We start from the raw sequence: 24,870 nt of genomic DNA, 5'->3' as shown, positions 1-24,870 counted from the left end.
GACCCCGAGAGGATCAGGATGATCGAGCTACGCACCCCCGCCGAGATCGAGGAGATGCGTCCCGCCGGCCGCTTCGTCGGCGAGGTACTGAAGGCCACCTCCGCCGCTGCCGCGGTCGGCGTGAACCTGCTCGAGCTCGACCGGCTCGCCCACGACATGATCCGCACGGCCGGCGCCGAGTCCTGCTACATCGACTACCACCCCTCCTTCGGCGCGAGCCCCTTCGGCAAGGTCATCTGCACCTCCGTCAACGACGCGGTGCTGCACGGCCTGCCCTTCGACTACCGGCTGAAGGACGGCGACCTGCTCACCCTCGACTTCGCCGCCTCCGTGAACGGCTGGGTCGCCGACTCGGCCATCAGCGTCGTGGTCGGGACGCCGCGCGAGGAGGACCTCGCCCTCATCGACACCACCACACGCGCGCTCGAGGCCGGCATCGCCGCCGCGCAGCCCGGGAAGAAGATCGGCGACATCTCCGCGGCCATCGCGGCCGTCGCACATGCCGAGGGCCTGTCCATCAACACCGACTTCGGCGGCCACGGCGTCGGCCGCACGATGCACGGCGATCCGCACATCCCCAACGACGGACGCGCCGGCCGCGGCTACCCGCTCCGCCCGGGCCTCGTCGTCGCGATCGAGCCGTGGTTCCTGCAAACGACCGACGAGATCTACACGGACAAGGACGGCTGGACCCTCCGCAGCCGCGACGGCTCGCGCGGCGCCCACACGGAGCACACGATCGCCATCACCGAGACGGGGAACATCGTCCTCTCCGCGCGGGACTGACTGCAGATGGACAGTACCGCTATCGGATAGCCATACTGTCCACGTGCGAATCTCGGAGCTCAGCCGCAGCAGCGGCGTCAGCCTGCCTACGATCAAGTACTACATCCGGGAGGGGCTGCTGCCGCCGGGCGACGCCGCCGGCCCCCAGCGGGCGGAGTACGGGGACGCCCATGTCGCCCGCCTGACGCTGCTCCGGGCGCTCATCGAGAGCGGCGGCGTCGGTATCGCCGGCGCGAAGCGGATCACGGCCGCGCTCGACGCGGGCGTCGGTCCGACAGCAGCGTTCGAGGTGGCGCAGGACGTGGTCTCCGTGAGCGCCGACTCGACCGCGTCCGCCACCGAGGCGTCGACGCGGCGGATCGCCGAGGCCGCGGGCTCCGACCACTGCGGCCACCCTGCCGTCGCGACGGCGGCACGGGCGCTCGACGCGCTCGAGCTCTCCACCGGACCGATGAGCGCCGGCTGGCTCGAGACCTACGCCCGCGCCGCCGCCCTCGTCGCCTCCGCCGACCTCGACGAGCTGCAGGCCCGCGAGAGCGTGAGCGAGCAGGCCGCCGTCGCCGCCGTCGGCACCGCGCTCGGAGACGTGGTGCTGCAGTCGCTCCGGCGCGTCGCCCAGGCGCGCGAGACGCAGAGCCGCTTCGGCTCGACGGAGGTGCCCCGATGAGCGCCGCGACCGAGACGCCCGCGCGCACGGCCTCCGCTGCTCCGCACCGGCCGCTCCTGGTGCTCGCTGCCGCGATGGCGGTCGGCGCCCTCCTCTGCGCGATCGCGCTGGTCGTCGATCCCCGCGAGCTCGGCGGGCAGCCGCTCTGGGGCAAGCCGCTGAAGTTCTGCCTCTCGATCGCGCTGTACGCCGTGACGCTCGCCTGGCTGATCGGGCTCGTGCCCCGCCGGCGCCGCCTAGCCCGAGCGCTGGGCACGGTCGCGGCGGTCGGTCTGGCGGTCGAGATGGTCGTGATCGGAGGCGCCGCCCTGGTCGGCGAGCGCAGCCACTTCGACGTCTCCACTCCCCTGCACGCCGCGCTCTGGGCCTCGATGGCCGTCTCGATCGTGGTGGTCTGGCTGGCGACTCTGGTCCTCGCCGCCCTCCTGGCGCGGGTGCCGCTCGGCGACCCAGCGCTGACGCTCGCCGTGCGCGCCGGACTCGTGATCGGGCTCGTCGGGATGGCCCTCGCGTTCCTGATGACGGGGCCCTCGCCCGGCCAGATCAGCGACTACCAGGGCGTCGTCGGCGCGCACGCCGTCGGAGTCGCGGACGGCGGACCCGGCCTCCCGCTCCTGGGCTGGAGCACCATCGGGGGCGATCTGCGCATCCCGCACTTCGTCGGGATGCACGCTCTGCAGGGGCTCCCGCTGCTCGCGCTGCTGCTCGGACGGCTGGCAGCCCGGATCCCCGTCCTGCGCCCCGGATCCACCCGGCTGCGGCTCGTCGCACTGGCCTCGGCGGGCTGGGCGGCCGCGGTCGCCCTCACCTGCTGGCAGGCGCTGCGCGGTCAGGCGCTGACCGCACCGGACGCGCTGACCCTCGCCGTCGCTACTGTGGCCGTGATCGCCCTCGCCGGAGGGACGATCCTCACCCTCGCACGAACGGAGGCCCGCGCATGAGCCGGCTGCACCGCGGCTGGACGCCGCTCGGGATCGTCTACCTCGTCCTCGCCCTCGCCGGGCTGATAGGGACCTGGACCTGGAACGTGAGGGCGATGCAGGAGGGCGCGGACGTCCTCGCCGGCCTCGCCGCGGGCGGGCCGTGGGTGTCGTCGTTCTCGACCGACCTGCTGGTCGTCGCGATCGCGGCCGTCGCCTTCATGGTGGTGGAGGGCCGCCGGATCGGGATGCGCCGCGTGTGGATCCTGGTGCTGCTCGCGCCGCTGGTCGCCCTCGCGTTCGCGTTCCCCCTCTTCCTCGCCCTCCACGACCGGCACCTGGCCCTCGCGGCCCGGTGACCGTGCGGCGCGGGGCTAGGGAAGCAGTTCGGGGCGGACGCGGCGCGTGCGCTCGACGCTCTGCTCGTGGCGCCAGGCGGCGATCGCCCCGTGGTTGCCGCTGAGGAGCACCGGAGGGACGTCGAGGCCGCGCCAGGAGGCCGGCTTGGTGTAGCTCGGGTACTCGAGCAGCCCGTCGGAGTGGCTCTCCTCGACCAGGCTCGCCGGATTGCCGACCACGCCCGGGACCAGGCGTCCGACGGCCTCGATCATCGCCATCACGGCGACCTCTCCTCCGTTGAGGACGTAGTCGCCGAGGCTGATCAGCCGGACCCGCTCGCGCTCGGCGGTGTGGTCCACGACGCGCTGGTCGATGCCCTCGTAGCGGCCGCAGCCGAAGACGAGGGTGGACTCCTCCGCGAGCTCGCGGGCGGTCGCCTGGGTGAACAGCTCGCCCGCGGGCGACGGGAAGATCACGACGGGGTCGTCCGCGCCGTCGAGGATCGTGTCGAGCGCCTCGCCCCACGGCTCCGGTCGCATCACCATGCCGGCGCCGCCGCCGTAGGGCGTGTCGTCGACGGTGCGGTGGCGGTCGTGGGTGAAGTCCCGCAGGTCGTGCACGCCGAGCTCGATCAGCCCGCTCTGCCGAGCACGGCCGAGCAGGCTGATGTCGAGCACGCCGAAGAACTCCGGGAAGATCGTGACGATGTCGATCCTCACGACCGGGGCTCCTCCTCGGAGGCGGCGTCGGAGGCGGCCGGGGGCTCGTCGTCGGCGGGCTCCTCAAGAGCGGAGTCCGCGTCATCGGAGGCGTCCGGCGCGTCGGCGTCCGCAGGCGCGCTCAGCGCCGGGTCCGCGAGGTCGACACCGCTGAGGTCGACCGCGGCGGGCTCCTCCTCGGGAGCCTCCTCGAACAGGCCGATCGGAGGCGTGACCGTGACGATCCCGGCCGCGGCGTCGACGGAGGGGACGATCGCGTTCACGAACGGCACCATCACCTCGCCGGAGGGGGTACCGACGATGAGCAGGTCCTGCGCGGGGAAGTGGTCGACGCGGCGGACGGTGCCGACCTCGACGCCGTCGCGGACGACCTTCATGCCGACCAGCTGGTAGTCGTACCAGGAGTCGTCCTCGCCCGGCTGGGTCTGCACCTCCTCGTCGATCCAGAGGATCGCCTTCAGGAGGGTCTCAGCGGCGTTGCGGTCGTCGACGCCTCGGAAGAACGCGACGGGGTGGCTGTTGTACCAGCGCAGCTCGACGAGCTCGAGCTTCTTGCCGTGCCACTCGGAGGTGCGCGGGACCTGCAGCGTGAACGTGGATCCGGGGGTGAAGCGCTTGTCGGGCTCGTCCGTGTAGAGCTCGAGCTTGATGGCGCCCTTGAGTCCGTGGGCCTTGGTGAGTCGGGCGACGCGGAGCTGCGTCGTGCCCGGTCCGGTGACCGACACCTCTACTTGTCGGTGTCGACGACGTCGACGCGCACTCGGCGCCCGTCGGCGAGCGCGGCGACGAGAGTGCGGACGGCCTTGGCGGTGCGACCGGAGCGTCCGATCACGCGGCCGAGGTCCTCGGGGTGCACGCGCACCTCGAGGACCTCTCCGCGCGGGGAGCTCGTGGCCACGACACTGACCTCATCGGGGTTCTCGACGATCCCCTTGACGAGGTGTTCGACGGCGGGAGCGAGCACTGACTACGCCTCGGTGGAGGTCTCGTCGGCGGTGTCCTCGACCGGGGCGGCCTTGGCCGGAGCCTCGGACTTCGGCTTGAGGACGGGCTTCTTCTTCGCGTCGACGACGAACGGAGCCTTGGGTTCCTTCACCTGGACCGTGCTGACGGCGTCGGCGTCGCCCTTGAAGCGGCCCCAGTCGCCGGTCAGCTTGAGGATCGCGGCGACCTGCTCGGTCGGCTGCGCGCCGACTCCGAGCCAGTACTGCGCGCGCTCCGAGTCGACCTGGATGAACGAGGGCTGCTCGGTCGGGTGGTACTTGCCGATCTCCTCGATCACGCGGCCGTCGCGCTTGGTGCGCGAGTCGGCGACGACGATGCGGTAGTAGGGCGCCCGGATCTTGCCGAGGCGCTTCAGACGAATCTTGACAGCCACAATTCTCCTGTGTGGTCGTTGACCGGTGTCCGGTCGATGATGGATGAACTGAGCCGTGAGCGTGGGGGCACACCCGGCGGAAGCTCGAGGGGGTTTCGTCGGCGGTGAGTAGAGGGTCGACCGCCTCGGACCCGACGGATCATTCTGCCAGAAAAACCGCCCCGGTGCGGGCCCGGCACGCCGCCGACCAGCGGCACCCTCGCGGGAGCGGGCCGCGCGGGACCCCGAAGGCCGCCGCCGGGGCTCTGCGTCCGCCCCGGCCGCAGGTGGCAGGATGGCGAGGCGCGTCCCGATCGGCGGACGCCCGGATCCGATGAGGACCACGCCATGGAGATCAGCTTCGCCGCATCAGACCGCTCCACGCTCGGGATCGAGTGGGAGGTCGCGATCGTCGACCGGCAGACGGGCGATCTCGCCAACGTCGCCGATGTGGTGCTGGAGGCGCTCCGCAGCGACGACGGCGCCCCGCACGCGCACATCACCGGCGAGCTCCTGCGCAACACGGTCGAGCTGGTCTCCGGCGTGCACACCTCCGTCCGCGACGCGGTCGCCGACCTGCAGGATCAGCTGCGGCAGGTGCGCGAGATCACCGACCCCATGGGACTCGACCTCGTGTGCTCGGGCACGCACCCGTTCGCGCAGTGGTTCGACCAGGCCATCACGGACAAGGAGCGGTACCACCGCCTGATCGACCGGACCCAGTGGTGGGGCCGGAACATGATGATCTGGGGCATCCACGTGCACGTCGGCATCGAGCACCGCGACAAGGTGCTGCCGATCCTCAACTCCCTGCTCGACTACTACCCGCACCTGCAGGCGCTCTCGGCGTCGAGCCCGTTCTGGGGCGGAGTCGACACGGGCTACGCCTCGAACCGCGCGCTGATGTTCCAGCAGCTGCCGACGGCGGGCCTGCCTCCGCAGTTCGGTGCCTGGGCGAACTACGAGGAGTACGTCGACGACATGATGCGCACCGGCGTCATCGACGACCACACGGAGGTCCGCTGGGACATCCGCCCCTCGCCGCAGTGGGGCACTCTCGAGATGCGCGCGTGCGACGGCCTCTCCTCCGCGGAGGAGATCGGAGCGGTCGCCGCGCTGATCCAGTGCCTCGTCGAGCACCTCTCGTCGCGGCTGGACGCGGGCGAGGACCTTCCGACGATGCAGCCCTGGTACGTGCGCGAGAACAAGTGGCGCGCGGCCCGCTACGGACTCGACGCCGAGATCATCCTCGACGCCGCTGGAGCGGAGCGGCTGGTCACCGACGACATCCGCGACCTGCTCGTCACCCTCGCACCGGTCGCCGAGCGTCTCGACTGCGTGAAGGAGCTCGGCGACGTCGAGCTGATCCTGGTCGCGGGAGCGAGCTATCAGCGCCAGCTGCGGACGGCCGCGGCGAACGACGGCGACCTGAAGGCGGTGGTCCGGGCGCTCGCGGGCGAGCTGCGCGACGGGCTCCGGGATCCCCGCTCATGACGCGTCCCGTCCTCCTCGCCGCAGCCGCGATCGGCGCGCTGGCCCTCGGCCTCGCCGGCTGCTCGTCCTCGACGACGACCGGCCCGGCGACCGCGTCCCCCGCCGGCACCGCCACTCCCCTCCCGACCGTCACCGCCGATCCGCTGCCGCTCTCGATCGGCGGCTCTCTTCCCGTCGGCTCCCGGGTGACGATCGTCGGCGACAGCATCGTGCGCGGTCTGACGGTCGACCCGGAGCAGGCCTGGCCCGCTCTCGTCGGCGACGACCTCGGCTGGGAGGTCACGAACCTGGGCTGCGACGGCGGCGGCTTCATCGAACCGGGCGACTGCGGCGTCGCGATCGGCGACCGCGCGGAGGAGATCGCCGACACCCGGCCCGACGCGATCGTGCTGATCGCCAGCAGCAACGACCTGGGCTGGGATCCGGAGGACGTGGACGCCGCGATCGGGCCGGCGGTGGACGCGATCGTGTCCGCCTCGCCCTCGGCCCGGCTCATCGCGCTCGACTCGGTCTGGGGCCCCGACCCGCGCCCCTCCGATCTCGACGAGTACGACGCGGCGCTGGTCGAGGCCGTGACGGCCGCCGGCGGCGGTGCGCTGGAGTACCCGGACCCCCTCCGCGAGGACGGGCTGCTCGGCGAGGACGGCGTGCATCCCACCGTCGAGGGCCAGCGCGCCCTGGCCGACGCCTTCGAGGTGGCGGCCGAGAAGTCCGGCCTCGCCCGGGCGGTGCCGACCGGCCAGAAGGCGACGGACGCGCCGGCGGCCTGACTCCGACGCGGTGCGCCGCCGTGACGGCGCCCCGCCGGGTCAGCGCGCGGTGCTGTTCCGGCCGTCGCGCCAGCCGAGCAGATCGCGCACGGGCGCGAGGTCGATGTCCGGACCGGTGATGCCGAGCGTGAACAGGCGGGCGCCCAGGTCGTACTGCTGGTCGAGCACGTCGAAGGAGGCGTCGCCGACACCGCCGCGCACGCTCGCGCCGGTCGAGATCTCGATCGCGGCCGGGTCGCGGTCGACGCGGCCGCACCACTCCGAGAGCACACCGAGCTTGCGCTCGAGCGTCGGGACGTCCGAGAAGCTGTGCCAGATGTCGGCGTGCTCGGCGACGATCCGCAGCGTCTTCTTCTCGCCGCCGCCGCCGATCATCACCGGGATGTCGCGGGTGGGCGCCGGGTTGAGCATCGACCACCGGCTGCGGATGCGCGGCATCGCCTCGGAGAGCTCGTCGAGGCGGGAGCCGGGAGTGCCGAACTCGTAGCCGTACTCCTCGTAGTCGCGCTCGAACCAGCCCGAGCCGATGCCGAAGATCAGACGGCCCTCGGCGCCCTTGGCGCTGATGTGGTCGACCGTGCGCGCCATGTCGGCGAGGAGGTCGGGGTTCCGGTAGCTGTTGCAGGTGACCAGCGGGCCGAACTCGATGCGGCTGGTCTGCTCGGCCCAGGCCGCGAGCATGCTCCAGCCCTCGAAGTGCAGGCCGTTCGGCTCTCCCGAGAGCGGGAAGAAGTGGTCCCAGTTGAAGGCGATGTCGACGCCGAGGTCCTCGAGCTCGGCGAGCGTGTCGCGGATGACCTCGTAGGGGACGTGCTGCGGTGCGATCTGGACGCCGATGCGGACGGGGCGCGCGTGTGCGGTTGTCATGCCCTCACGCTAGCGAGCGGTGCGCCTCCCGGGGATCCCCGCTGCGGCCCCCGGAGGGACGGCGCGCTACTCCCCCGCCGGGTCCGGCGACGCCGAGGGCGCCTCGTCGCTCGTGGAGCGGGCGAGCTTGACGACGGTGGCCCCCTCCTCGTCGAACAGGCGGAGCCGTCCGCCGTCGATCGAGGCCATCGCCGCCTCCGAGAAGATCATCGGCAGCGCGACGCCGTCGCAGGCGATCAGCGTGCTCGGCCCGGCCGAGACGGTGAGCGCGCCCGTCTGGTCGATCGACCACTCGCCCTGCGCGCCGTTGCAGCCGTCCGAGCCCGTCCAGGACCCGTCCTCCGCGATCAGGAGGAACGGCACGTCGGGCGCGTCGTAGGAGACGCCCGTCACCCAGCGGCCGACCAGGTCCTCCGGGGAGGGCGCCGTCATCGCGTCGACCCCGGAGCCCTCGGCGCAGCCGGTGAGCCCGAGCACGGCCGCGAGGACGAGGATCCCGCCCGCGCGTCCGGCCGCGACCCGCCTCATCGCCCGAGGAGCTTCTGCAGCTGCTCGAGCTCCTCCGGCGTGGGCTGGGCGCCCTTGCCGGCGCCGCCGCCCAGGCCGAAGCCGGAGCCGCCCGCATCGCCGGGGCGGGGCCCGGAGGTGATCGCCGCGTTCTCGGCCGCGCGCTTGGCGGGGTTGCCGGACTTGCTGCTCTTCTTCTTCTGCGGCTTCGGGCGGCCCTGGTAGCCGGCGCCGGGCACGGGGCCCATGCCGGGGACCGAGGGCATGCCGCCCTTGGCGACCGTCTTCATCATCTTGGCGGCCTGCTCGAAGCGCTGGACGAGCTGGTTGACGTCCGTGACCGTCATGCCGGAGCCGCGGGCGATGCGCAGGCGCCGCGAGCCGTTGAGCAGCTTCGGGTTGACCCGCTCCGCCTTCGTCATCGACTGGATGATCGCCTCGGTGCGCACGATCTCGCGCTCGTCGAACTGGTCGAGCTGCTCTCGCATGCCCTTCGCGCCGGGCAGCATGCCGATCATCTTCTTGATCGAGCCCATGTTGCGCAGCTGCTGCATCTGGCCGAGGAAGTCGTCGAGGGTGAACGTGTCCCCCATGATCTTCTCGGCGATCTTGCGCGCCTCGTCCTCGTCGAACGCGGACTGGGCCTGCTCGATGAGGGTCAGCACGTCGCCGAGGTCGAGGATGCGGCTCGCCATGCGGTCGGGGTGGAACTGCTCGAAGTCGTCGAGCGACTCGCCCGTGGAGGCGAAGAGGATCGGGCGGCCGGTGAGCGAGGCGACCGAGAGCGCCGCGCCTCCGCGGGCGTCGCCGTCGAGCTTGGAGAGGACGACGCCGGTGAAGTCGACTCCCTCCTGGAAGGCCTTGGCGGTCGCGACCGCGTCCTGGCCGATCATCGCGTCGATGACGAACAGGACCTCGTCGGGGTTCGTGACGCGGCGGATGTCGGCGGCCTGCTTCATCATGTCGGCGTCGACGCCGAGGCGTCCGGCCGTGTCGATGATGACCGTGTCGTACTGCTTGTCGGTCGCGAAGCGGATCGCGTTCTGGGCGACCTTGACCGGGTTGCCGACGCCGTTGCCCGGCTCCGGCGCGTAGACCGCGACTCCGGCCTGCTCGCCGACGACCTGCAGCTGCTGCACGGCGTTGGGGCGCTGGAGGTCGGCCGCGACGAGCAGCGGGGTGTGGCCGTCCTTGCCGAGGTACTTGCCGAGCTTGCCCGCGAGGGTCGTCTTGCCCGCGCCCTGGAGGCCGGCGAGCATGATGACGGTCGGCGGGCGCTTGGCGAACTCGAGCCGGCGCGACTGCCCGCCGAGGATCGCGACGAGCTCCTCGTTGACGATCTGGACGACCTGCTGGGCCGGATTGAGCGCCTTGTTGACCTCGTCGCCGAGGGCGCGCTCGCGCACCTTGCCGGTGAACTCCTTCACGACCTCCAGCGCCACGTCGGCGTCGAGGAGGGCCCGCCGGATCTCGCGGACGGTGCCGTCGACGTCCGACGCGGAGAGCTTGCCCTTCGTGCGGAGGTTCTTGAAGGTCTCGACGAGTCGATCGGAGAGGGTGCCGAAAGTAGCCATGATGCCCGGAATTCTACCGGAGGCCCGGAGGGTCGGCGGGCGGGGCCGCCGATCCGCTCACGATAGGCGCGATCACCACGGAGCGGATTAACTGGTCCGGGTCCAAGAACAGGGCTAGGGTGGCCCGGTGATCGAGACACTGGTGGCGGGCGACTCCGCGGACCCCCTGGACTACTCCGACGGCTGGGAGCTGCAGCGCCGCCTGCACGCCGAGGTGGTGGCGGGCTCGAGGCCGGACACCCTCGTGCTCTGCGAGCACTCCTCCGTCTACACCGCCGGCAAGCGCACCGAGGCGCACGAGCGCCCGGACGACGGCTCGCCCGTGGTCGACGTCGACCGCGGAGGGCGGATCACCTGGCACGGTCCGGGCCAGCTCGTCGGCTACCCGATCGTGCGGCTCGGCGAGCCCGTCGACGTGGTCGCCTACGTCCGCTCGCTGGAGGGCGTGCTGATCGCCGCTCTCGACGACCTGGGCGTGCAGGGGCGGCGCGTCGACGGGCGCTCGGGAGTGTGGATCCCGTGGGACGGCGGCGCCGACAAGATCGCCGCGATCGGCATCCGCGTCGCCTCGGGCGTGACGATGCACGGCTTCGCCCTCAACGTCTCGAACAGCCTCGAGCCCTACGCTCGCATCGTCGCCTGCGGCATCGCCGACGCCGGGGTGACCACGCTCGAGCGCGAGCGCGGCGAGGCTCCGCCCATGGAGGCGGTGCGGGCGCGGGTGGCGGCGCGCTTCTCGGAGGCGGCCCCCGCCTTCTCCGCCCGCATCGAGGAGGTCGCCGCGTGAGCGCCGAGGCCGGCGGCCGCAAGCTCCTGCGGCTGGAGATCCGCAACGCCGAGACGCCGATCGAGCGCAAGCCCGAGTGGATCCGCACGAAGGCGTCGATGGGCCCGGAGTACCGGCAGCTGCAGTCGCTGGTGAAGAGCGAGGAGCTGCACACCGTCTGCCAGGAGGCGGGCTGCCCCAACATCTTCGAGTGCTGGGAGGACCGAGAGGCGACCTTCCTCATCGGGGGCGCCCAGTGCACCCGCCGCTGCGACTTCTGCCAGATCGACACCGGGAAGCCCGCGGACTACGACGCGGACGAGCCCCGGCGCGTCGGCGAGTCCGTGGCGCGGATGAACCTCCGCTACGCGACCGTCACCGGAGTCGCCCGCGACGACCTGCCGGACGAGGGCTCCTGGCTCTACGCCGAGACCATCCGCCAGATCCACGCCCAGGCTCCGGGCACGGGGGTCGAGATCCTGGTCCCGGACTTCACCGGCCGCGCCGAGCACCTGCAGCGGGTGTTCGACGCGGAGCCGGAGGTGTTCGCCCACAACGTCGAGACGGTGCCGCGGATCTTCAAGCGCATCCGGCCGGCCTTCCGCTACGAGCGCTCGCTCGACGTGCTCACCCAGGGCCGGGAGGCGGGGCTGATCACGAAGTCGAACCTCATCCTCGGCATGGGCGAGGAGCGGGAGGAGATCTCGCAGGCGCTGCAGGACCTCTACGACGTCGGCACCGACATCGTGACCATCACGCAGTACCTCCGCCCGACGCCGCGGCATCTGCCGGTGGACCGCTGGGTGCACCCGGAGGAGTTCGTGGCGATCAAGGAGGAGGCCGAGGACATCGGCTTCCTCGGCGTCCTCGCCGGGCCCCTGGTCCGCTCCTCCTACCGGGCCGGCCGGCTCTGGGCGCGCTCGATGGAGTCGAAGGGGCTGCCGGTCCCGGAGCACCTGCGCCACCTCGCCGACGCGGCACTGGGCTTCTCGCAGGCCGTGTAGCCCGCCACCGGGACGGCGCCGGCGCGTCGTCCCGGGCGGGGCCGCTCAGCTGACGAGCTGCTGGGCGAAGACGTGGGGGGTGAAGCCGGTGAGGTCGCCGATGCCCTCGCCCTGGCCGACGAGCTTGATCGGGATGCCGGTGCGCTCCTGGACCGCGAGGACGAAGCCGCCCTTCGCGGAGCCGTCGAGCTTGGTGATGACCAGGCCGGTGACGCCCGCGTGCTCGATGAACGCCTCGGCCTGGCTCAGCCCGTTCTGACCGGTCGTCGCGTCGAGCACGAGCAGGATCTCGGAGATCGGGGCCTGCTTCTCGATGACGCGCTTGATCTTCGTGAGCTCGTCCATCAGCCCGCCCTTGGTGTGCAGGCGGCCGGCCGTGTCGATGATGACCATCTCGACGCCGGTGTCCTTCGCGAACTGCACGGTCTGGAAGGCGACGGACGCCGGATCCTGGCGCTCCTGCTGAGGGCGGACGATCTGGGCGTCGGCGCGCTGCGCCCAGGTGGCGAGCTGGTCGACCGCCGCCGCGCGGAAGGTGTCGGCCGCGCCGACCACGACGCTCCGGCCGTAGTTGCGGAGGAACTTGGCGAACTTGCCGATGGTCGTGGTCTTGCCGACGCCGTTCACGCCGACCACGAGGATCACGGCGGGGCGCTCGCTGAGCTTGAGGGTCGTGTCGTACTTCGACAGGCGCTCCTCGAGGGACTCGCGGAGCATCCGCTGCAGGTCGCGCGGGTCGGTGGTGGAGTAGCGGGCGACCTTGGCGCGGAGGTCGTCGACGATCTCCTCGGTGATGTCGGGGCCGAAGTCGGCGGTGATCAGCGCCGTCTCGAGGTCGTCCCAGGTCTGGTCGTCGATCGTGCGCTTCTCGAACAGGCCGCGCAGTGCGCGGCCGAGCGACCAGGAGGTGCGTTCTGCCATGGGTCCAGGCTACCGGCGGGCGCGCCTCCGAGCGGTCGGGGAGGCGGGTTCAGGCCGGGGGCGCGGCGACGCGCTGGCCGACGACGGCCGAGACGCCGTCCTGCCGCATCGAGACGCCGTAGAGGGCGTCCGCGATCTCCATGGTCCGCTTCTGGTGGGTGATGACGATCAGCTGGCTCGAGGTGCGCAGGTCCTCGAAGATGCTGAGCAGTCGGCCGAGATTCGCGTCGTCGAGAGCGGCCTCCACCTCGTCCATGATGTAGAAGGGGCTCGGCCGCGACTTGAAGATGGCGACCATGAACGCCACGGCCGCGAGCGAGCGCTCCCCTCCGGAGAGGAGCGACAGCCGCTCGATCTTCTTGCCGGCCGGCCGCACCGCGACCTCGATGCCGGTGGTGAGCAGGTTCTCCGGGTCGGTCAGGCGGATGCTGCCGGTGCCGCCGGGGAAGAGGACGGGGAACACGTCCGCGAACGCCGCCTGCGTGTCGTCGAACGCGGAGGCGAACACGGTCTGCATCGTCTCGTCGAGCTCCTCGATGATGGTGAGCAGGTCGCGCCGGGTCCCGGTGAGGTCGGCCAGCTGCTCGGTCAGGAACGCGTGCCGCTGCTCCAGCGCGGCGAACTCCTCCAGCGCGAGCGGATTGACGCGGCCCAGCTGCCCGAGCTGCTTCTCGGCCTTCTCGAGGCGGCGGCGCTGCTCCTCGCGGACGTAGGGCCGCGGCTCCTGCTCCACGTCCGTCTCGTCGGGGACGCCGACTCCGGGACCGTACTCCTCCACCAGCACGTCCTCGGTGAGCCCGAGCTCGGACGCGGCGCGCTCGAGCAGACCGGTGAGCTGCAGCCTCTTCTCGTAGATCTGCAGCTCGAGGCCGTGGACGCTCTCGGTGACGGACTGGAGCCGGTCGCGCACGCTCCCCTCCTCGCGGCGGAGCCCCTGCAGCTCGGCGTTCTGCTGCGAGCGCGCCGCCTCGGCCGCGACGAGCTCGGCCCGGGCCTGCTGGACGGAGCGGTCGACGGAGGCGAGGACGGCGGGGAGCGCGGCGGTCACCTCGGCCGCCGCGTCGCGCTGGCGACGGCGGATCACGGCGCGGCGCGCGGCCTCGTCGGCGGCGGCGCGGTCGGCGGCCAGCTGGCGGGCCAGCGCCTCCCCGCGGGACTGCTCCGCCCGCACCCGCTCCTTGGCGGTCTCGACGCCGAGCCGCGCCTCGATCTCGCGCTCGCGTGCGGTGTCGACGTCGCGCTGCAGACCGTCGCGCGCGCTCGCGTCGAGCACCGGCCGGGGCCTGGCGCGCGCGGCGTCGAGCGCCGACCTCGCCTCCTGGGCCGCGCGCTCGGCGTCGCCGACCCGGTCCGAGGCGACGGCCAGCGCCCTCGAGCCCCGGCCGTGCTCGGCGGTGGCCGCCTCGAGCTGGGCGCGCACGCCGCCGAGCCGCTCGGTGTGGGCGGCACGGGCGGCGTCGTGCTCGCGGAGGGCCGAGAGCGCGCTCGCGGCCTGCTCCTTCGCGCCGCGGAGCGCTCCGGTCTGCTCGGCGAGTTCGAAGCGGAGCCGGTCGATCCCGCCCTCGACCTCCTCCAGCCGGGCGGCGGCGGAGTCGCGCTCGGAGACGAGCTCGATCCGGCTGCGCTGCCCGCCGGAGCCGGCGCTCTGCACGGCGTCGGAGACGGTCGCGCCGTCACGGGTGACCAGGACGGTGCCCGGATCGATGCGCTCCCTCAGGCGCCGCGCCGCGGCGAGGTCCTCGACCACGAGCACGCGCTTCAGGAGCGAGAGGACCCCGGCCGGCGCCGAGACGAGGTCGCCCGCGCGTTCCGCCCCCTCGGGAACGGTGAGAGCGACGTACGGCCGGGCGGCGTCGGCGACCAGCAGCTCGACGCGTCCGAGGTCGCGCTCCAGCGCGGCGTCCAGAGCCGCGTCGGCCCGGGTGGTCGACTCGACCAGCACGGCGTCGGCGACCGCGCCGAGGGCGGCGGCGATCGCGGCCTCGGAGCCCGGCCGCACCTGGATCCGCTCGGCGACCCGGCCGCGCACCCCCTCGATCCGGGCGGCGATCAGCTCGGCCGAGCCGTCCGAGACGTCGAGGGCCAGCGACAGGGCACCCGTGCGGGCGGCCAGCGCCTCGCGCTCGCGCTCCAGGGCGTGCAGCTCCTCGCGCAGCCGCTCGATTCCGGCCTCGGCGGCCGAGACCGCGGACTGGGCGAGCTCGTAGCCCTCGTCGAGGCCGCCGTCGGGGCCACGGCCCGCGTCGTCCAGCTCGGCCTCCAGAGCGTCGAGCGCCCGCCGCGCCGCCTCCTTCCGCCGGTCGGCCGCGTCGAGGGTGTTCTGCGCGCGCAGGACCTCGCCCCGGACGGACGCGAGACGGGAGGCGGCGGTGTCGGCCTGCCCCGAGAGGGTGGAGAGCTCGAGGTCGTAGCGCGAGACGAGGGCCGCCTGCGCGGCGATCTCCTCGTCGACCGCGTCGAGGGCGGAGCGGGCGGCGACGGTCGTGCGCTGCGCCTGGACCCACGCCGTCTCCGCGTCGAGGACGGCCTGCCGCAGGCGCTCCAACTCGACCCGCGCCTCCTCCACCTGCGCCGGCGTCACGCGCGGCTGGATCTGCGGCTGCTCGGACTCGAGCTCGAGCATCGCGAGCCGCTGCCCGGCGAGGGCCGAGAGGTTGCGCAGCCGCTCCTGCACCGACTCCAGCTCGAACGAGGTGCGCCGGGCGTCGTCGACCGCGTCGCCGACCACCTCCGCCTCGATCCGCGCTCGCCGGAGCGTCGCCTGCTCGAGCCGCTGCTGCAGGACCACCCGCTCGCTGTGCCGCTCGCTCTCGGTGCGGGCGAAGCCGTCCAGAGCGGTCCGGAGCTCGACCACGTCGTCGGCGAGCAGGCGCGCCCGGGCGTCGCGCACCACGGCGGCGATCGTCTGAGCCTGCCGTGCGACCTCGGCCTGGCGCCCGAGGGGCTTGAGCTGGCGCCGGATCTCGCCCGCGAGGTCGGAGAGGCGGGTCAGGTTCGCCTGCATCGCCTCGAGCTTGCGGAGCGTCTTCTCCTTGCGGCGTCGGTGCTTGAGGATCCCGGCGGCCTCCTCGATGAACCCGCGCCGCTCCTCGGGGGTCGCGTGCAGCACGGCGTCGAGCTGTCCCTGCCCCACGATGACGTGCATCTCGCGCCCGAGACCGGAGTCGCTCAGCAGCTCCTGCACGTCGAGCAGCCGGCAGCCGCGTCCGTTGATCGCGTACTCGCTGCCGCCGTTGCGGAAGAGGGTCCGGGTGATCGTCACCTCGGTGTACTCGATCGGCAGGGCGCCGTCCGAGTTGTCGATGGTGAGCGCGACCTCGGCGCGGCCGAGGGGTCCGCGGGTGGAGGTGCCCGCGAAGATGACGTCCTCCATCTTGCCGCCGCGGAGCGTCTTCGCCCCCTGCTCCCCCATCACCCAGGCGAGCGCGTCGACGACGTTGCTCTTGCCCGAGCCGTTGGGGCCGACGACGCAGGTGACCCCCGGCTCGAAGGCGAACGTGGTCGGCTGAGCGAAGGACTTGAAGCCCTTGAGGGTCAGGCTCTTCAGGTACACCCGGCCGCCTCGCTCCCGTCCACAACGCCTCCACGGTAGCCGACGGCCGCGGCCGGGCCGGGAGGCGGAGCCCCGACCGGCCGACGGACCGCCGCGATCCCGCACCGGAACAGGCGCAGGAGGCCGCCGCGGGCGCCGGGACGTGCACACTGGGGTGGTGAACCGCACCTCCGACCCGGCGCTCCGGATCCGCGAGCTCGCGATCCCCGAGGCCGTGGGCGCCGACGGCTGGAGCGACTTCCTCGCCCTGACCGCGATCGGCGATGCGGTGGGGACCGCCCCGGACTGTCGGGCCGTCTACACCTGGAACGCCGAGGAGAACCGACCGATGCTCGCCGTGAACGAGGCCGTCGGCTTCACCCCCGTCGCCCACGAGGGCCAGTGGAGGAAGGAGCTCTCATGACCCCGCTCGTCGAGCCCGGACCGCCGCTGACCGCCGCCGAGCGCGAGAGGTTCGCCCGGCAGATCCGCCTGGCGCCCCTCGGGGAGCTCGGACAGCGGCGCCTCCGGAACGCGCGCGTGCTGATCCTCGGCGCGGGCGGCATCGGCTCGCCGGTGATCACGGCGCTCGCCGCGGCCGGGATCGGGCGGCTCGGCATCGTGGACGGCGACGTCGTCGAGCTCTCGAACCTGGCGCGGCAGACGGCGCACGACGACTCCTCGGTGGGCCGGTCGAAGGCGGAGTCGGCGGCGGCGACCGCGCGGCGGCTCTCCCCCGGCATCGACGCCCGGGCCTTCCCGGTGTCGCTGACCTCGGCCAACGTCGATGCCCTGGTGGCGGGCTGGGACGTCGTGGTCGACGGCTTCGACACCTTCGGCGCGCGCTACCTCGCCTCGGACGCGACGACGCGCGCCGGGGTCCCGCACGTGTGGGGATCGGCACTCGGCTTCGACGGGCAGCTCTCCACCTTCTGGGCCGGCGCTCCGGGCGGAGGAGTGACCCTGCGCGCGCTGCACCCCGAGGCCGAGGACGCGGGCGACAGCTGCTCGACGGTGGGCGTGCTGGGCGCGCTCTGCGCGCTGATCGGCTCGGCCATGGCGGCCGAGGTCGTGAAGCTCGTGACCGGGGCGGGCGAGCCGCTGTTCGGTCGCGTCCTCGTGCACGACGCCCTCGACTCCTCCTGGGCCGAGCTCCCTCTCGAGCGGCGGGTGCCGCCGGTCCCGGAGCGGCGGGCCGCGGCGGGCTCGATCACGGCGGCCGAGCTGCGGGAGCGGCTGGCCGGGCCGACGCCCCCGACCGTCGTCGACCTCCGCGAGGACGACGAGGACCGGACCGTCGCGGTGCCCGGTGCCGTGCGGATGCCGATGTCGCGCTTCGACCCCGTCGCTCTGCCGGCCGGTCCGCTCGTGCTGCACTGCGCCTCCGGGGTCCGATCGCGTCTCGCGGCGGAGCGCGCGGCGGCGGCGGGCGTGGCGTCCGACTCGCTCGACGGCGGGATGGCGTCGTGGCGGGAGCGGTGACCCGTGCCGCGGCCGCGTGCGCCGCGGAACGGGTGGGGTGAGGCGCACCCAGCGCCCTGCCGATCGGCGACCCGGGATGTTCGGTGCTCGCAGCGGAGAGGATCCGTCCTTCTCCGCGGATCAGGGCGGAGCAGTGTCCGAAGCTGATCGGCGGTGGCGTGCTCGCGGCCACCGTTCCGAGGAGAGCACCCATGCCGACGCCTTCACCGCACTCCGCGCGGCAGGCGGCGCTGCTCGATCCTCCCGACCCGCTCGACCCCGGCGCGGAGGCGTGATGCCCGAGGTCTGGAGTCCCGCCGAGAGGCGGCTGCGTCGGCTCGGCTGGATTCCGCGGCGCCCCCTGCCGCGAGGTGCCGTCTGCGACGCGATCGTCTCGCCGCGCCTCAGCCTCAGCCGCGCCTGGCTGCAGACCGGGGAGTTCGAGGTCCTCCCCCATCCCGGAAGGCTCCGCGTGCTCTTCAGCCTCGACGGGACCGGCCGCCTCTCCGCCCGGGGCCGCGACCACCGGCTCCCGGCCGGCAGCGCTCTCGTGACCCGCGCCTCGACGGTGCAGTACGCGGCGGCGCTCAGTCCGTGGGCGCGCTTCGAGTGGCAGCTGCGCCCCTCGGTGCTCCGCGCGAGCGAGTTCGCCTCGCTCACGGACCGGGTCCTCGCCCTCCCCGAGGCCTACTGGCGCGCACTCACCGGTGCGGCGAACACTGTCCTCACTTTCGGCGTCGAGCCCTCGGACGCGGCCTTCGAGCACTTCGAGATCGCGAGCGAGCACCTCCTGGCCTCGGCCTTCTCGGCGCTGCTGCCCTCCTCCGACCGGGAGGACCGGTCCCCCGCCGCCGTGTACGCGAACGGCACGCGCCTGATCGAGCGGCACTACCGCGACCGCTCCTTCACGGTGGAGACGCTCGCGGAGAGTCTCGGCGTGTCGGTCAGCCACCTGCACCGGGCGTTCTCGGCCGCCGGCACCACCCCTCGTCAGCGGATCGAGCGCGCGCGGGCCTTCGAGGCGCAGCGCCTCCTCGACGAGCTCGGCCCGCGGGCGGCGACGGACCTGGACCGCGTGGCGCGGTCGGCCGGCTTCAGCTCGCGGATCCACATGCAGCGGACCCTCCGCCGGATCGACGACGCGGGCTGACGTGCGCCGCCGCGTCCCCCGCGCCGGACGGGCTCCCGGCGAGGAGGCGCCCTGAGTGGCTCCCCCGGTCCGGCGGCGCGACGGAACGTCCACGGTCGGGCATGGAACCTCGTCGCGGCCCGTTCCGCGTCGACCGGAGGCCGGACGTTCGGCAGGATCGGCGCGTCCACCACCCCTCGCACGAAAGAAAGAAAAGGAACACCATGACGGACACCAACGCCCTGGACCCGACGGCAGCGCACTCGCGCTCCCTCCCACCGCGGATCGACTCGACCGGCGGGGGGCCCGCCCGGCGGACGATCATGTCGGGTGCGGCCTGGTCCGTCCCCGTCGTCGCCGCGGCGGTCGCGACCCCCGCGGCCGCCGCGTCCACCGGCCTCACCCTCGCCTTCGACGCCCCGGCGTACTCCTTCCCCGCCTGCACCACGAGAACGGTCTCCGTCCTCGCCACGACCAACGGCGCTCCCGCTGCCGGCGACACGGTCACCATCACTCTCCCCGCCGGCCTGACCAGCGGCGGCGCGCAGACCGTCAGGGCGACGACCGGCGCGGACGGACGCGTGAGCATCCCGGTCACGGCCGGGAACGTGGCGCAGAACGGCATCACCCTCTCCGCCGTCTCCGGCGCCGCGGGCGCGACGGCGACCGCGAGCACCACCGCGACCACGGGGACCGCCGTCCGGTACGTCACCGACGGCGGACGGACGACGACGGAGTCGAACGGCAACGTGCCCTCGGGAGCCAAGACCGTCGGACCCCGGTACTACCTGACGGAGTCGGGCGAGCTCTATCACGGCGGGGGGCGGATCGCGCGCGGCGTCACCAGCGTCCAGGGCTTCCGCGACGAGCAGAACCGCGACGTCGCCGACTTCGTCGTCGACGGCGTCTTCTACCGCTTCGTCACCGGAGAGGCCGCGCCGAAGGCCATCGGGAGCGGCGTGCCGGCCGGATCGACGGTCCATGCGCCCGCCTTCTACGTCACACCGAACGGCGAGCTGCGGCGCGCCGGCGGAGCCCTCGTGACCACCGGAGTGACGAGCGCGGACTCCTTCCGCGACCAGAGCAACAACGACGTCATCGACGTGATCGTCGGCTCGGAGCTCGTCCGCTACATCTCCTCCACGAAGAACCAGGTCTACGCCAGGAACGTTCCGGCAGGATCGACGGCCTTGGCGCCCTCGTACCACCTGACGCCGGACGGGCGCCTCTTCAACAGCAGCATCCTGGTCGCCACCGGGGTGACCAGTGCCGACGCCTACCGCGATCGACAGAACCGTGACGTCGTGGACGTGATCCAGAACGGCGCTCTCGTCCGGTACGGCGCGTTCGCGGACAGGACGCAGCCGCAGATCCGCGTCGCCTCCGGTGTGCCCTCCGACGCCACCATCTTCGCGCCGGACGCCTACGTGACCCGGGACGGCCGGGCCTTCGTCAGCGGCGTGCTGGTCGCCACCGGAGTCTCCTCGGCGTTCGGATTCCTCGACGTGCAGAACCGCAACGTGCTCGACACGATGACCAACGTCCTGTGCCCGTGACGCACGGGATCGGCCGCTGATCCGGTCCTGCCCCGCCGCACGCGGGTCCGAGGGAGGCGTCCCGCGGGTCCCTGTGCGGCGGGACAGGACCAGTCCGTCTTCGGGATGCAGCGTCCTCCAGAAGCGCGGACGCACCTGCTGCGGACCGCGCGGATCGGACGCACCGGTCCGGACGAGGACGGCTCGTCACGGAGCGCTCTTCGGGGTCAGCCGCCGGCGAACGGCGGCAGGACGTCGACCGCGGCATCGGGACGCAGCGGCGTGGCCCTGTCCGCGGTCGACACGCCGTCGACCAGGTAGGTGCACCGTGCGAGCACGTCGGCGGCCGAGGGCGCGGAGGCGACGAGTCTCTCCTCGAGAGCGCCCAGGTCGGGCACCTCGTCGAGCTCGTCGGAACCACGGCCGAGGGCGGCCTTGGCCGCAGCGAAGTAGCGGACCCGCATGCTCATCCGCCGATCGCGCTCATCGTGCGCTCGGGCTGCACGAAGCCCGCCCGGTTCATCTCGTGTCCCGCGGGCTTGGCCCACATCGCCCCGCGCCAGAGCTGGGCGACCTCGTGGTCGTCCGCGCCCGCGCGCATCGGGCCGAGCAGGTCCGTCTCCTCGTTCGAGAAGAGGCAGCTGCGGACACCGCCCTCGGCGGTGAGCCGGGTGCGGCGGCAGTCGTCGCAGAAGTTCTCGGTGACGGACGCGATGATCCCCACCTGGCCGAGCACCTCGGACCCCCCGGCCTCGCGGACGTCGAAGAGCTCGGCGGGGGCGCCGTCACGGGGGGCCGCGTGCGGGCTGAGCGAGAAGCGCTCCGAGAGCAGCGCCCGGATGTCCGCGGCGGTGATCATGGTCGCGCGGTCCCAGCCGTGGTCGGCGTCGAGCGCCATCTGCTCGATGAAGCGGAGCTGGTGGCCTCCCGCGAGGGCCCAGGCGAGCAGCTCCGGGGCCTCGTGGTCGTTGATCCCGGGCAGCAGCACCGCGTTGATCTTGGTCTGGTCCAGGCCGGCGGGACCGAGCGCGTCGATGCCCGCGAGCACGCGGTCGAGGAACGGGCGACGGGTGACCTTCGCGAAGGTCTCGGCGCAGATCGAGTCGAGCGAGACGTTGACGCGGTTCAGGCCGGCGTCGGCGAGCGCCGCCGCCCGACCCGACAGGCCGATCGCGTTCGTGGTGAGCGAGATCTCGGGGCGCGGGTCGAGGGAGGCGACGTCGCGGATGATGTCGACGAGGTCCTTGCGCAGGAGCGGCTCGCCGCCGGTGAAGCGGATCTGGCGGACGCCGAACTGCTCCACGGCGATGCGCGCGAGGCGGAGGATCTCCTCACGGGTCAGCAGGGACGCGGGCGGCTGGAACGGCAGGCCCTCCGCCGGCATGCAGTAGGTGCAGCGCAGATTGCACTTGTCCGTCAGCGAGATCCGCAGATCGTCCGCGACGCGCCCGTAGGTGTCCAGGAGGAGCGGGGTGGCGGGGCGGTCGGCCGGGAGGACCGCGCTGCGCTGTCGGGGCCGGAAGCCCGGGATCCCCAGTGCTGTGCTCATCCGCTCACACTACGCCGCGGAACCGGGCGCGACCCGGCAAGATGGACTCGGTCCCGCCGCCGGTCGGGCTCCGCCGCTCGCGAGAGGACACGATGACCTCGATCGACCTGCACGCCGCCCGGGTGCGGGCGCTGCTCGCGCCGCTGGCCACGCGGGGTGCCCGCGAGACGCTGAGCCTGGATCCGGCCGCCGTCGCCGCCGATCCGGGCGCGTACGACCGGCGGGTCCTCGCCCGCTCCGTCGACTCCCCGCTCGACCTGCCGCGCTTCGACAACTCGCAGATGGACGGCTTCGCGGTGCGGGCGGCCGACCTCGACGCGGCGGCGCCGGAGCATCCCGTCGCCCTGCCCGTATCGGCGCCGATCCCCGCGGGCGACCGGGCGCCGCGGCACGAGCCCGGCACGGCGACACCGATCATGACCGGCTCGCCGCTGCCGGAGGGGGCCGACGCCGTCGTCCCGGTCGAGCGCGTCGATCCTCCGCGCTTCCCCGCGGCGGGCAGCGTCGCCTTCGCGCACCCGGTGGTGCCGGCGACCTTCGTCCGAGCCCGGGGCAGCGACGCCCGCCGCGGCGAGCTCGCACTCCCGGCCGGCACGGTCCTCCGCGCGGCGCACTACGGACTCCTCGCCTCCCTCGGGCTGACCGAGGCGGAGGTGCTGCCGCGACTCCGGGTGCTCGTCGTCCCCACCGGCAACGAGATCCGTCCCGCAGGCGCCGTCCTCGAGGAGGCGCAGATCCACGACGCGAACGGCGCCCTGCTGGCCGAGGCCGTCCGCGAAGCGGGCGCGCTGCCCGTCGTCGCCGCCTGCACGAGCGATCGGGCCGAGGACCTCCTGGCGCTGCTCGAGGAGCACGCGGGCGCGGCCGACCTGGTGATCACGGTCGGCGGCGTCAGCGCGGGCGCCTACGAGGTCGTCCGCGAGGCGCTCGGCCCGGCGGGCTCGGAGTTCGGCCACGTCGAGATGCAGCCGGGCGGCCCGCAGGGCCTCGGTCTCGTGCGCGTGGCCGAGGGGCTGCACCTGCCGGTGGTCTCGCTTCCCGGGAACCCGGTGAGCGCCCTGGTCTCGTTCGAGGTGTTCCTCCGGCCCGTGCTGCGCTCGCTCGCGGGACGGACGCCCGCCGAGCGGCCGCGGCTCCGTGCGCGCCTCGGCACGGCGCTCGACTCGCCCGCGCACCTGCACCAGATCCGCCGCGGAGTCCTCGACGACGAGGGCCTCGTGCACCCGGTGGGCGGGCCCGGCTCGCACCTGCTGGCGTCCTACGCCCGCTCCACCGTGCTCATCCACGTCCCCGTCGGGACGGACCACGCAGCGACCGGCGACACGGTCGAGATCTGGAGGATCGATGACTGAGAGCGATCGGCTCACCCATGTGCGCGGCGACGGAGCCGTGCACATGGTCGATGTGAGCGCGAAGGAGGTCACGGCGCGCACCGCCGTCGCCGAGGGCTACGTCGAGACCTCACCCGAGGTGGTGCGGCTCCTCGAGCAGGGCGAGCTGCCCAAGGGCGAAGCGCTCGGCGTGGCGCGGATCGCCGGGATCCTCGGCGCGAAGGCGACCTCGACCCTCATCCCGCTCTGCCACCCGCTGGCGCTGGACGGCGTCGACGTGGACCTCGAGCCGCAGGACGGCCGCGTCCGGATCGAGGCGCGCGTGCGCACGACCGGGCGCACCGGCGTCGAGATGGAGGCGCTGACCGCGGTCAGCGTGGCCGCCCTCACGGTCTACGACATGATCAAGGCGGTCGATCGCGGTGCCGCGATCACCGGTATCCGTGTGCTCGCGAAGGCGGGCGGGAGGAGCGGCTCGTGGACGAGCGGAGGAACCCCGTGACGCGGCGGGCGGTGGCGGTCGTCGCCTCCACCCGTGCCGCCTCCGGCGTGTACGAGGACCGGACGGGACCGGCGCTCGAGGCCTGGTTCACCACCCGCGGCTGGGAGTCGCGGGTGGTCGTCGTGGCCGACGGCGACGCGGTGGGCGAGGCGATCGCCGACGCGATCGGCAGCGGAGTCGACGTGGTCGTGACCACCGGCGGGACGGGCGTCGCCCCGAGCGACGTCACCCCGGAGCAGACCGCCCCCCTCCTGGAGCGGCCCCTGCCCGGCCTCGCCGAGGCGGTGCGCGCCAAGGGCGCCGCCCACGTCCCGACCGCCGTGCTCAGCCGCGGGCTCGCCGGCGTCAGCGGCCGCACCGTCGTGGTGAACCTCCCCGGCTCCCCCGGCGGCGTCCGCGACGGGATCGACGTGCTCGACCCGGTGATCGGGCACCTGCTCGACCAGCTCGGAGGCGGCGACCATGCCCGCTGAGCCGGTCGCCCTCGCGCGGCTCGCGGCCGAGGCCATCACCGTCGACGAGTGCGAGCAGGCGGTCGACTCCCCGACGCACGGCGCCGTCGTGACCTTCGCGGGCGTCGTCCGCGACCACGACGAGGGCCGCGGCGTGCTCCGGCTGTCCTACGAGGCGCACCCGGACGCCCCCGCCGCACTCCTCGCCTCCGCCCGCCGCATCGCCGAGCGCTGGCCCGACGTCCGGATCGCCGCCGTGCACCGGGTCGGCGACCTCGTGGTCGGCGACCTCGCCCTCGCCTGCGCCGTGGCCTCGGCCCACCGCGCGGCGGCCTTCGAAGCCTGCGCGGCACTGGTCGACGACATCAAGGCGTCGGTGCCGATCTGGAAGGAGCAGTCCTTCGTCGACGGTAGCTCGGAGTGGGTCGCGAGCCTCGGCTGATCTTCCTTCGAGCCCGTCCCCGCCGGGCTCGGCGCGGTCGGCCGGAGAGGGTGGCTGCGATTCGCAGAGCGGGGAGCGACCGCCTAGATCGATCCGCTCACACGCGGATCGATCGTTCGGCTCGGGGGGAGAGCGAGGGGGTGGCGGGTCGACATCGGGAGGTCGCCCACTGATCCGCAAGATCGGGGCCCGGGGTGGGACGCAGCGGCTGGCGGATCCGCCGCAGGGACGGGGAGCGGCGCCGCG

The 24,870-nt window shown here is 73.3% G+C and carries 27 protein-coding genes; 16 read left to right on the top strand and 11 right to left on the bottom strand.

Annotated elements, in window-relative coordinates; genetic code table 11:
* Window positions 1-18 precede the first annotated feature (18 nt).
* From map to C5C37_RS05785, 4 genes are read left to right on the top strand one after another with little or no spacing between them, the layout of a single operon-like run.
* The gene (gene map / locus C5C37_RS05800; RefSeq protein WP_104338624.1) at window positions 19-786 is read left to right on the top strand and encodes a type I methionyl aminopeptidase; all 768 of its coding nucleotides are present in this window, start codon (window positions 19-21) and stop codon (window positions 784-786) included.
* A gap of 43 nt (window positions 787-829) precedes the next feature.
* Complete coding sequence (locus C5C37_RS05795) at window positions 830-1,453, top strand: MerR family transcriptional regulator (protein WP_104226873.1); 624 nt, start codon at window positions 830-832, stop codon at window positions 1,451-1,453.
* The gene (locus C5C37_RS05790; protein WP_104338623.1) at window positions 1,450-2,394 is read left to right on the top strand and encodes a hypothetical protein; all 945 of its coding nucleotides are present in this window, start codon (window positions 1,450-1,452) and stop codon (window positions 2,392-2,394) included. Before C5C37_RS05795 ends, C5C37_RS05790 begins: the two co-directional genes overlap by 4 nt.
* A complete protein-coding gene (locus C5C37_RS05785) occupies window positions 2,391-2,732 on the top strand; it encodes a DUF2834 domain-containing protein (protein WP_104338622.1) in 342 nt (113 codons plus the stop codon). The genes C5C37_RS05790 and C5C37_RS05785 overlap by 4 nt, the downstream gene beginning before the upstream one ends.
* A gap of 15 nt (window positions 2,733-2,747) precedes the next feature.
* On the opposite strand, the gene trmD is transcribed toward C5C37_RS05785, so the two are convergent.
* Genes trmD through rpsP form a run of 4 tightly spaced genes read right to left on the bottom strand, consistent with a single transcriptional unit; the run spans window position 2,748 to window position 4,809 of the window.
* A complete protein-coding gene (gene trmD, locus C5C37_RS05780) occupies window positions 2,748-3,431 on the bottom strand; it encodes a tRNA (guanosine(37)-N1)-methyltransferase TrmD (RefSeq protein ID WP_104338621.1) in 684 nt (227 codons plus the stop codon).
* Window positions 3,428-4,156, bottom strand: coding sequence for a ribosome maturation factor RimM (gene rimM, locus C5C37_RS05775; RefSeq protein ID WP_104247631.1), 729 nt, complete (start codon window positions 4,154-4,156; stop codon window positions 3,428-3,430). Before rimM ends, trmD begins: the two co-directional genes overlap by 4 nt.
* Before the next feature lie 2 nt (window positions 4,157-4,158).
* On the bottom strand, window positions 4,159-4,395 hold the full coding sequence (locus tag C5C37_RS05770; RefSeq protein ID WP_068210678.1) for an RNA-binding protein: 237 nt from the start codon (window positions 4,393-4,395) through the stop codon (window positions 4,159-4,161).
* A gap of 3 nt (window positions 4,396-4,398) precedes the next feature.
* Window positions 4,399-4,809, bottom strand: coding sequence for a 30S ribosomal protein S16 (gene rpsP, locus C5C37_RS05765; RefSeq protein ID WP_104223912.1), 411 nt, complete (start codon window positions 4,807-4,809; stop codon window positions 4,399-4,401).
* A 327-nt stretch (window positions 4,810-5,136) separates the two neighbouring features.
* Here rpsP and C5C37_RS05760 point away from each other — a divergent pair, with 327 nt between their 5' ends.
* Both C5C37_RS05760 and C5C37_RS05755 read left to right on the top strand, forming a co-directional pair.
* Complete coding sequence (locus C5C37_RS05760) at window positions 5,137-6,282, top strand: glutamate--cysteine ligase (RefSeq protein ID WP_104247632.1); 1,146 nt, start codon at window positions 5,137-5,139, stop codon at window positions 6,280-6,282.
* Window positions 6,279-7,052 carry an SGNH/GDSL hydrolase family protein gene (locus C5C37_RS05755; protein ID WP_104324088.1) on the top strand — a complete coding sequence of 258 codons (774 nt, stop codon included), beginning with the start codon at window positions 6,279-6,281 and terminating at the stop codon, window positions 7,050-7,052. Before C5C37_RS05760 ends, C5C37_RS05755 begins: the two co-directional genes overlap by 4 nt.
* Before the next feature lie 39 nt (window positions 7,053-7,091).
* On the opposite strand, the gene C5C37_RS05750 is transcribed toward C5C37_RS05755, so the two are convergent.
* From C5C37_RS05750 to ffh, 3 genes are all read right to left on the bottom strand, one after another.
* A complete protein-coding gene (locus C5C37_RS05750) occupies window positions 7,092-7,919 on the bottom strand; it encodes an LLM class F420-dependent oxidoreductase (protein ID WP_104223915.1) in 828 nt (275 codons plus the stop codon).
* 66 nt (window positions 7,920-7,985) lie between these two features.
* Window positions 7,986-8,447 carry an META domain-containing protein gene (locus C5C37_RS05745; protein ID WP_104309823.1) on the bottom strand — a complete coding sequence of 154 codons (462 nt, stop codon included), beginning with the start codon at window positions 8,445-8,447 and terminating at the stop codon, window positions 7,986-7,988.
* Window positions 8,444-10,000, bottom strand: coding sequence for a signal recognition particle protein (gene ffh / locus C5C37_RS05740; protein ID WP_104226882.1), 1,557 nt, complete (start codon window positions 9,998-10,000; stop codon window positions 8,444-8,446). The genes C5C37_RS05745 and ffh overlap by 4 nt, the downstream gene beginning before the upstream one ends.
* Before the next feature lie 127 nt (window positions 10,001-10,127).
* Between ffh and lipB the strand changes: the two genes are divergently transcribed.
* Together lipB and lipA are read left to right on the top strand one after the other, a co-directional pair.
* Entirely contained in the window at window positions 10,128-10,787 is a 660-nt protein-coding gene (gene lipB / locus C5C37_RS05735; RefSeq protein WP_104309822.1) for a lipoyl(octanoyl) transferase LipB, read from the top strand.
* Window positions 10,784-11,770 carry a lipoyl synthase gene (gene lipA, locus C5C37_RS05730; protein ID WP_104338620.1) on the top strand — a complete coding sequence of 329 codons (987 nt, stop codon included), beginning with the start codon at window positions 10,784-10,786 and terminating at the stop codon, window positions 11,768-11,770. Before lipB ends, lipA begins: the two co-directional genes overlap by 4 nt.
* A 45-nt stretch (window positions 11,771-11,815) precedes the next feature.
* Here lipA and ftsY read toward each other — a convergent pair whose 3' ends face one another.
* Window positions 11,816-12,691, bottom strand: a complete 876-nt coding sequence (gene ftsY / locus C5C37_RS05725) for a signal recognition particle-docking protein FtsY (RefSeq protein WP_104223920.1) — start codon at window positions 12,689-12,691, stop codon at window positions 11,816-11,818.
* A 49-nt stretch (window positions 12,692-12,740) separates the two neighbouring features.
* Window positions 12,741-16,244 carry a chromosome segregation protein SMC gene (gene smc / locus C5C37_RS05720; RefSeq protein WP_104338619.1) on the bottom strand — a complete coding sequence of 1,168 codons (3,504 nt, stop codon included), beginning with the start codon at window positions 16,242-16,244 and terminating at the stop codon, window positions 12,741-12,743.
* Window positions 16,245-16,401: 157 nt separating this feature from the next.
* On the opposite strand from smc, the gene C5C37_RS18010 reads away from it, so the two are divergent.
* From C5C37_RS18010 to C5C37_RS05700, 4 genes are all read left to right on the top strand, one after another.
* Window positions 16,402-16,647 (top strand): hypothetical protein, encoded by a 246-nt coding sequence (locus tag C5C37_RS18010; protein WP_181028756.1) that lies wholly within the window; start codon window positions 16,402-16,404, stop codon window positions 16,645-16,647.
* Window positions 16,644-17,705: a ThiF family adenylyltransferase gene (locus tag C5C37_RS05710; protein ID WP_104338618.1), complete on the top strand. Its 1,062-nt coding sequence runs from the start codon at window positions 16,644-16,646 to the stop codon at window positions 17,703-17,705. Before C5C37_RS18010 ends, C5C37_RS05710 begins: the two co-directional genes overlap by 4 nt.
* A gap of 274 nt (window positions 17,706-17,979) precedes the next feature.
* On the top strand, window positions 17,980-18,834 hold the full coding sequence (locus C5C37_RS05705) for an AraC family transcriptional regulator (protein ID WP_104226887.1): 855 nt from the start codon (window positions 17,980-17,982) through the stop codon (window positions 18,832-18,834).
* A gap of 203 nt (window positions 18,835-19,037) precedes the next feature.
* Window positions 19,038-20,369: a hypothetical protein gene (locus C5C37_RS05700; RefSeq protein ID WP_104226888.1), complete on the top strand. Its 1,332-nt coding sequence runs from the start codon at window positions 19,038-19,040 to the stop codon at window positions 20,367-20,369.
* A gap of 206 nt (window positions 20,370-20,575) precedes the next feature.
* Here the strand turns inward: C5C37_RS05700 and C5C37_RS05695 are convergent, their stop codons facing one another.
* Together C5C37_RS05695 and moaA are read right to left on the bottom strand one after the other, a co-directional pair.
* The gene (locus C5C37_RS05695; RefSeq protein ID WP_104223924.1) at window positions 20,576-20,818 is read right to left on the bottom strand and encodes a MoaD/ThiS family protein; all 243 of its coding nucleotides are present in this window, start codon (window positions 20,816-20,818) and stop codon (window positions 20,576-20,578) included.
* The gene (moaA, locus tag C5C37_RS05690) at window positions 20,815-21,897 is read right to left on the bottom strand and encodes a GTP 3',8-cyclase MoaA (RefSeq protein WP_104338617.1); all 1,083 of its coding nucleotides are present in this window, start codon (window positions 21,895-21,897) and stop codon (window positions 20,815-20,817) included. The genes C5C37_RS05695 and moaA overlap by 4 nt, the downstream gene beginning before the upstream one ends.
* Before the next feature lie 92 nt (window positions 21,898-21,989).
* Between moaA and glp the strand changes: the two genes are divergently transcribed.
* Genes glp through C5C37_RS05670 form a run of 4 tightly spaced genes read left to right on the top strand, consistent with a single transcriptional unit; the run spans window position 21,990 to window position 24,624 of the window.
* Window positions 21,990-23,249 (top strand): gephyrin-like molybdotransferase Glp, encoded by a 1,260-nt coding sequence (gene glp / locus C5C37_RS05685; protein ID WP_104338665.1) that lies wholly within the window; start codon window positions 21,990-21,992, stop codon window positions 23,247-23,249.
* Window positions 23,242-23,730 (top strand): cyclic pyranopterin monophosphate synthase MoaC, encoded by a 489-nt coding sequence (moaC, locus tag C5C37_RS05680; RefSeq protein ID WP_104232482.1) that lies wholly within the window; start codon window positions 23,242-23,244, stop codon window positions 23,728-23,730. The genes glp and moaC overlap by 8 nt, the downstream gene beginning before the upstream one ends.
* A complete protein-coding gene (locus C5C37_RS05675; RefSeq protein WP_244229433.1) occupies window positions 23,706-24,203 on the top strand; it encodes a molybdenum cofactor biosynthesis protein B in 498 nt (165 codons plus the stop codon). The genes moaC and C5C37_RS05675 overlap by 25 nt, the downstream gene beginning before the upstream one ends.
* Complete coding sequence (locus C5C37_RS05670) at window positions 24,193-24,624, top strand: molybdenum cofactor biosynthesis protein MoaE (RefSeq protein ID WP_104226891.1); 432 nt, start codon at window positions 24,193-24,195, stop codon at window positions 24,622-24,624. The genes C5C37_RS05675 and C5C37_RS05670 overlap by 11 nt, the downstream gene beginning before the upstream one ends.
* Window positions 24,625-24,870: the final 246 nt, after the last annotated feature.

Origin of the sequence: Rathayibacter sp. AY1F9, from assembly GCF_002932155.1 — a bacterium.
GTDB lineage: Bacteria > Actinomycetota > Actinomycetes > Actinomycetales > Microbacteriaceae > Rathayibacter.
The sequence above is the reverse complement of the archived record's forward strand: the minus strand, read 5'-3'. Positions and strand labels throughout refer to the sequence as shown.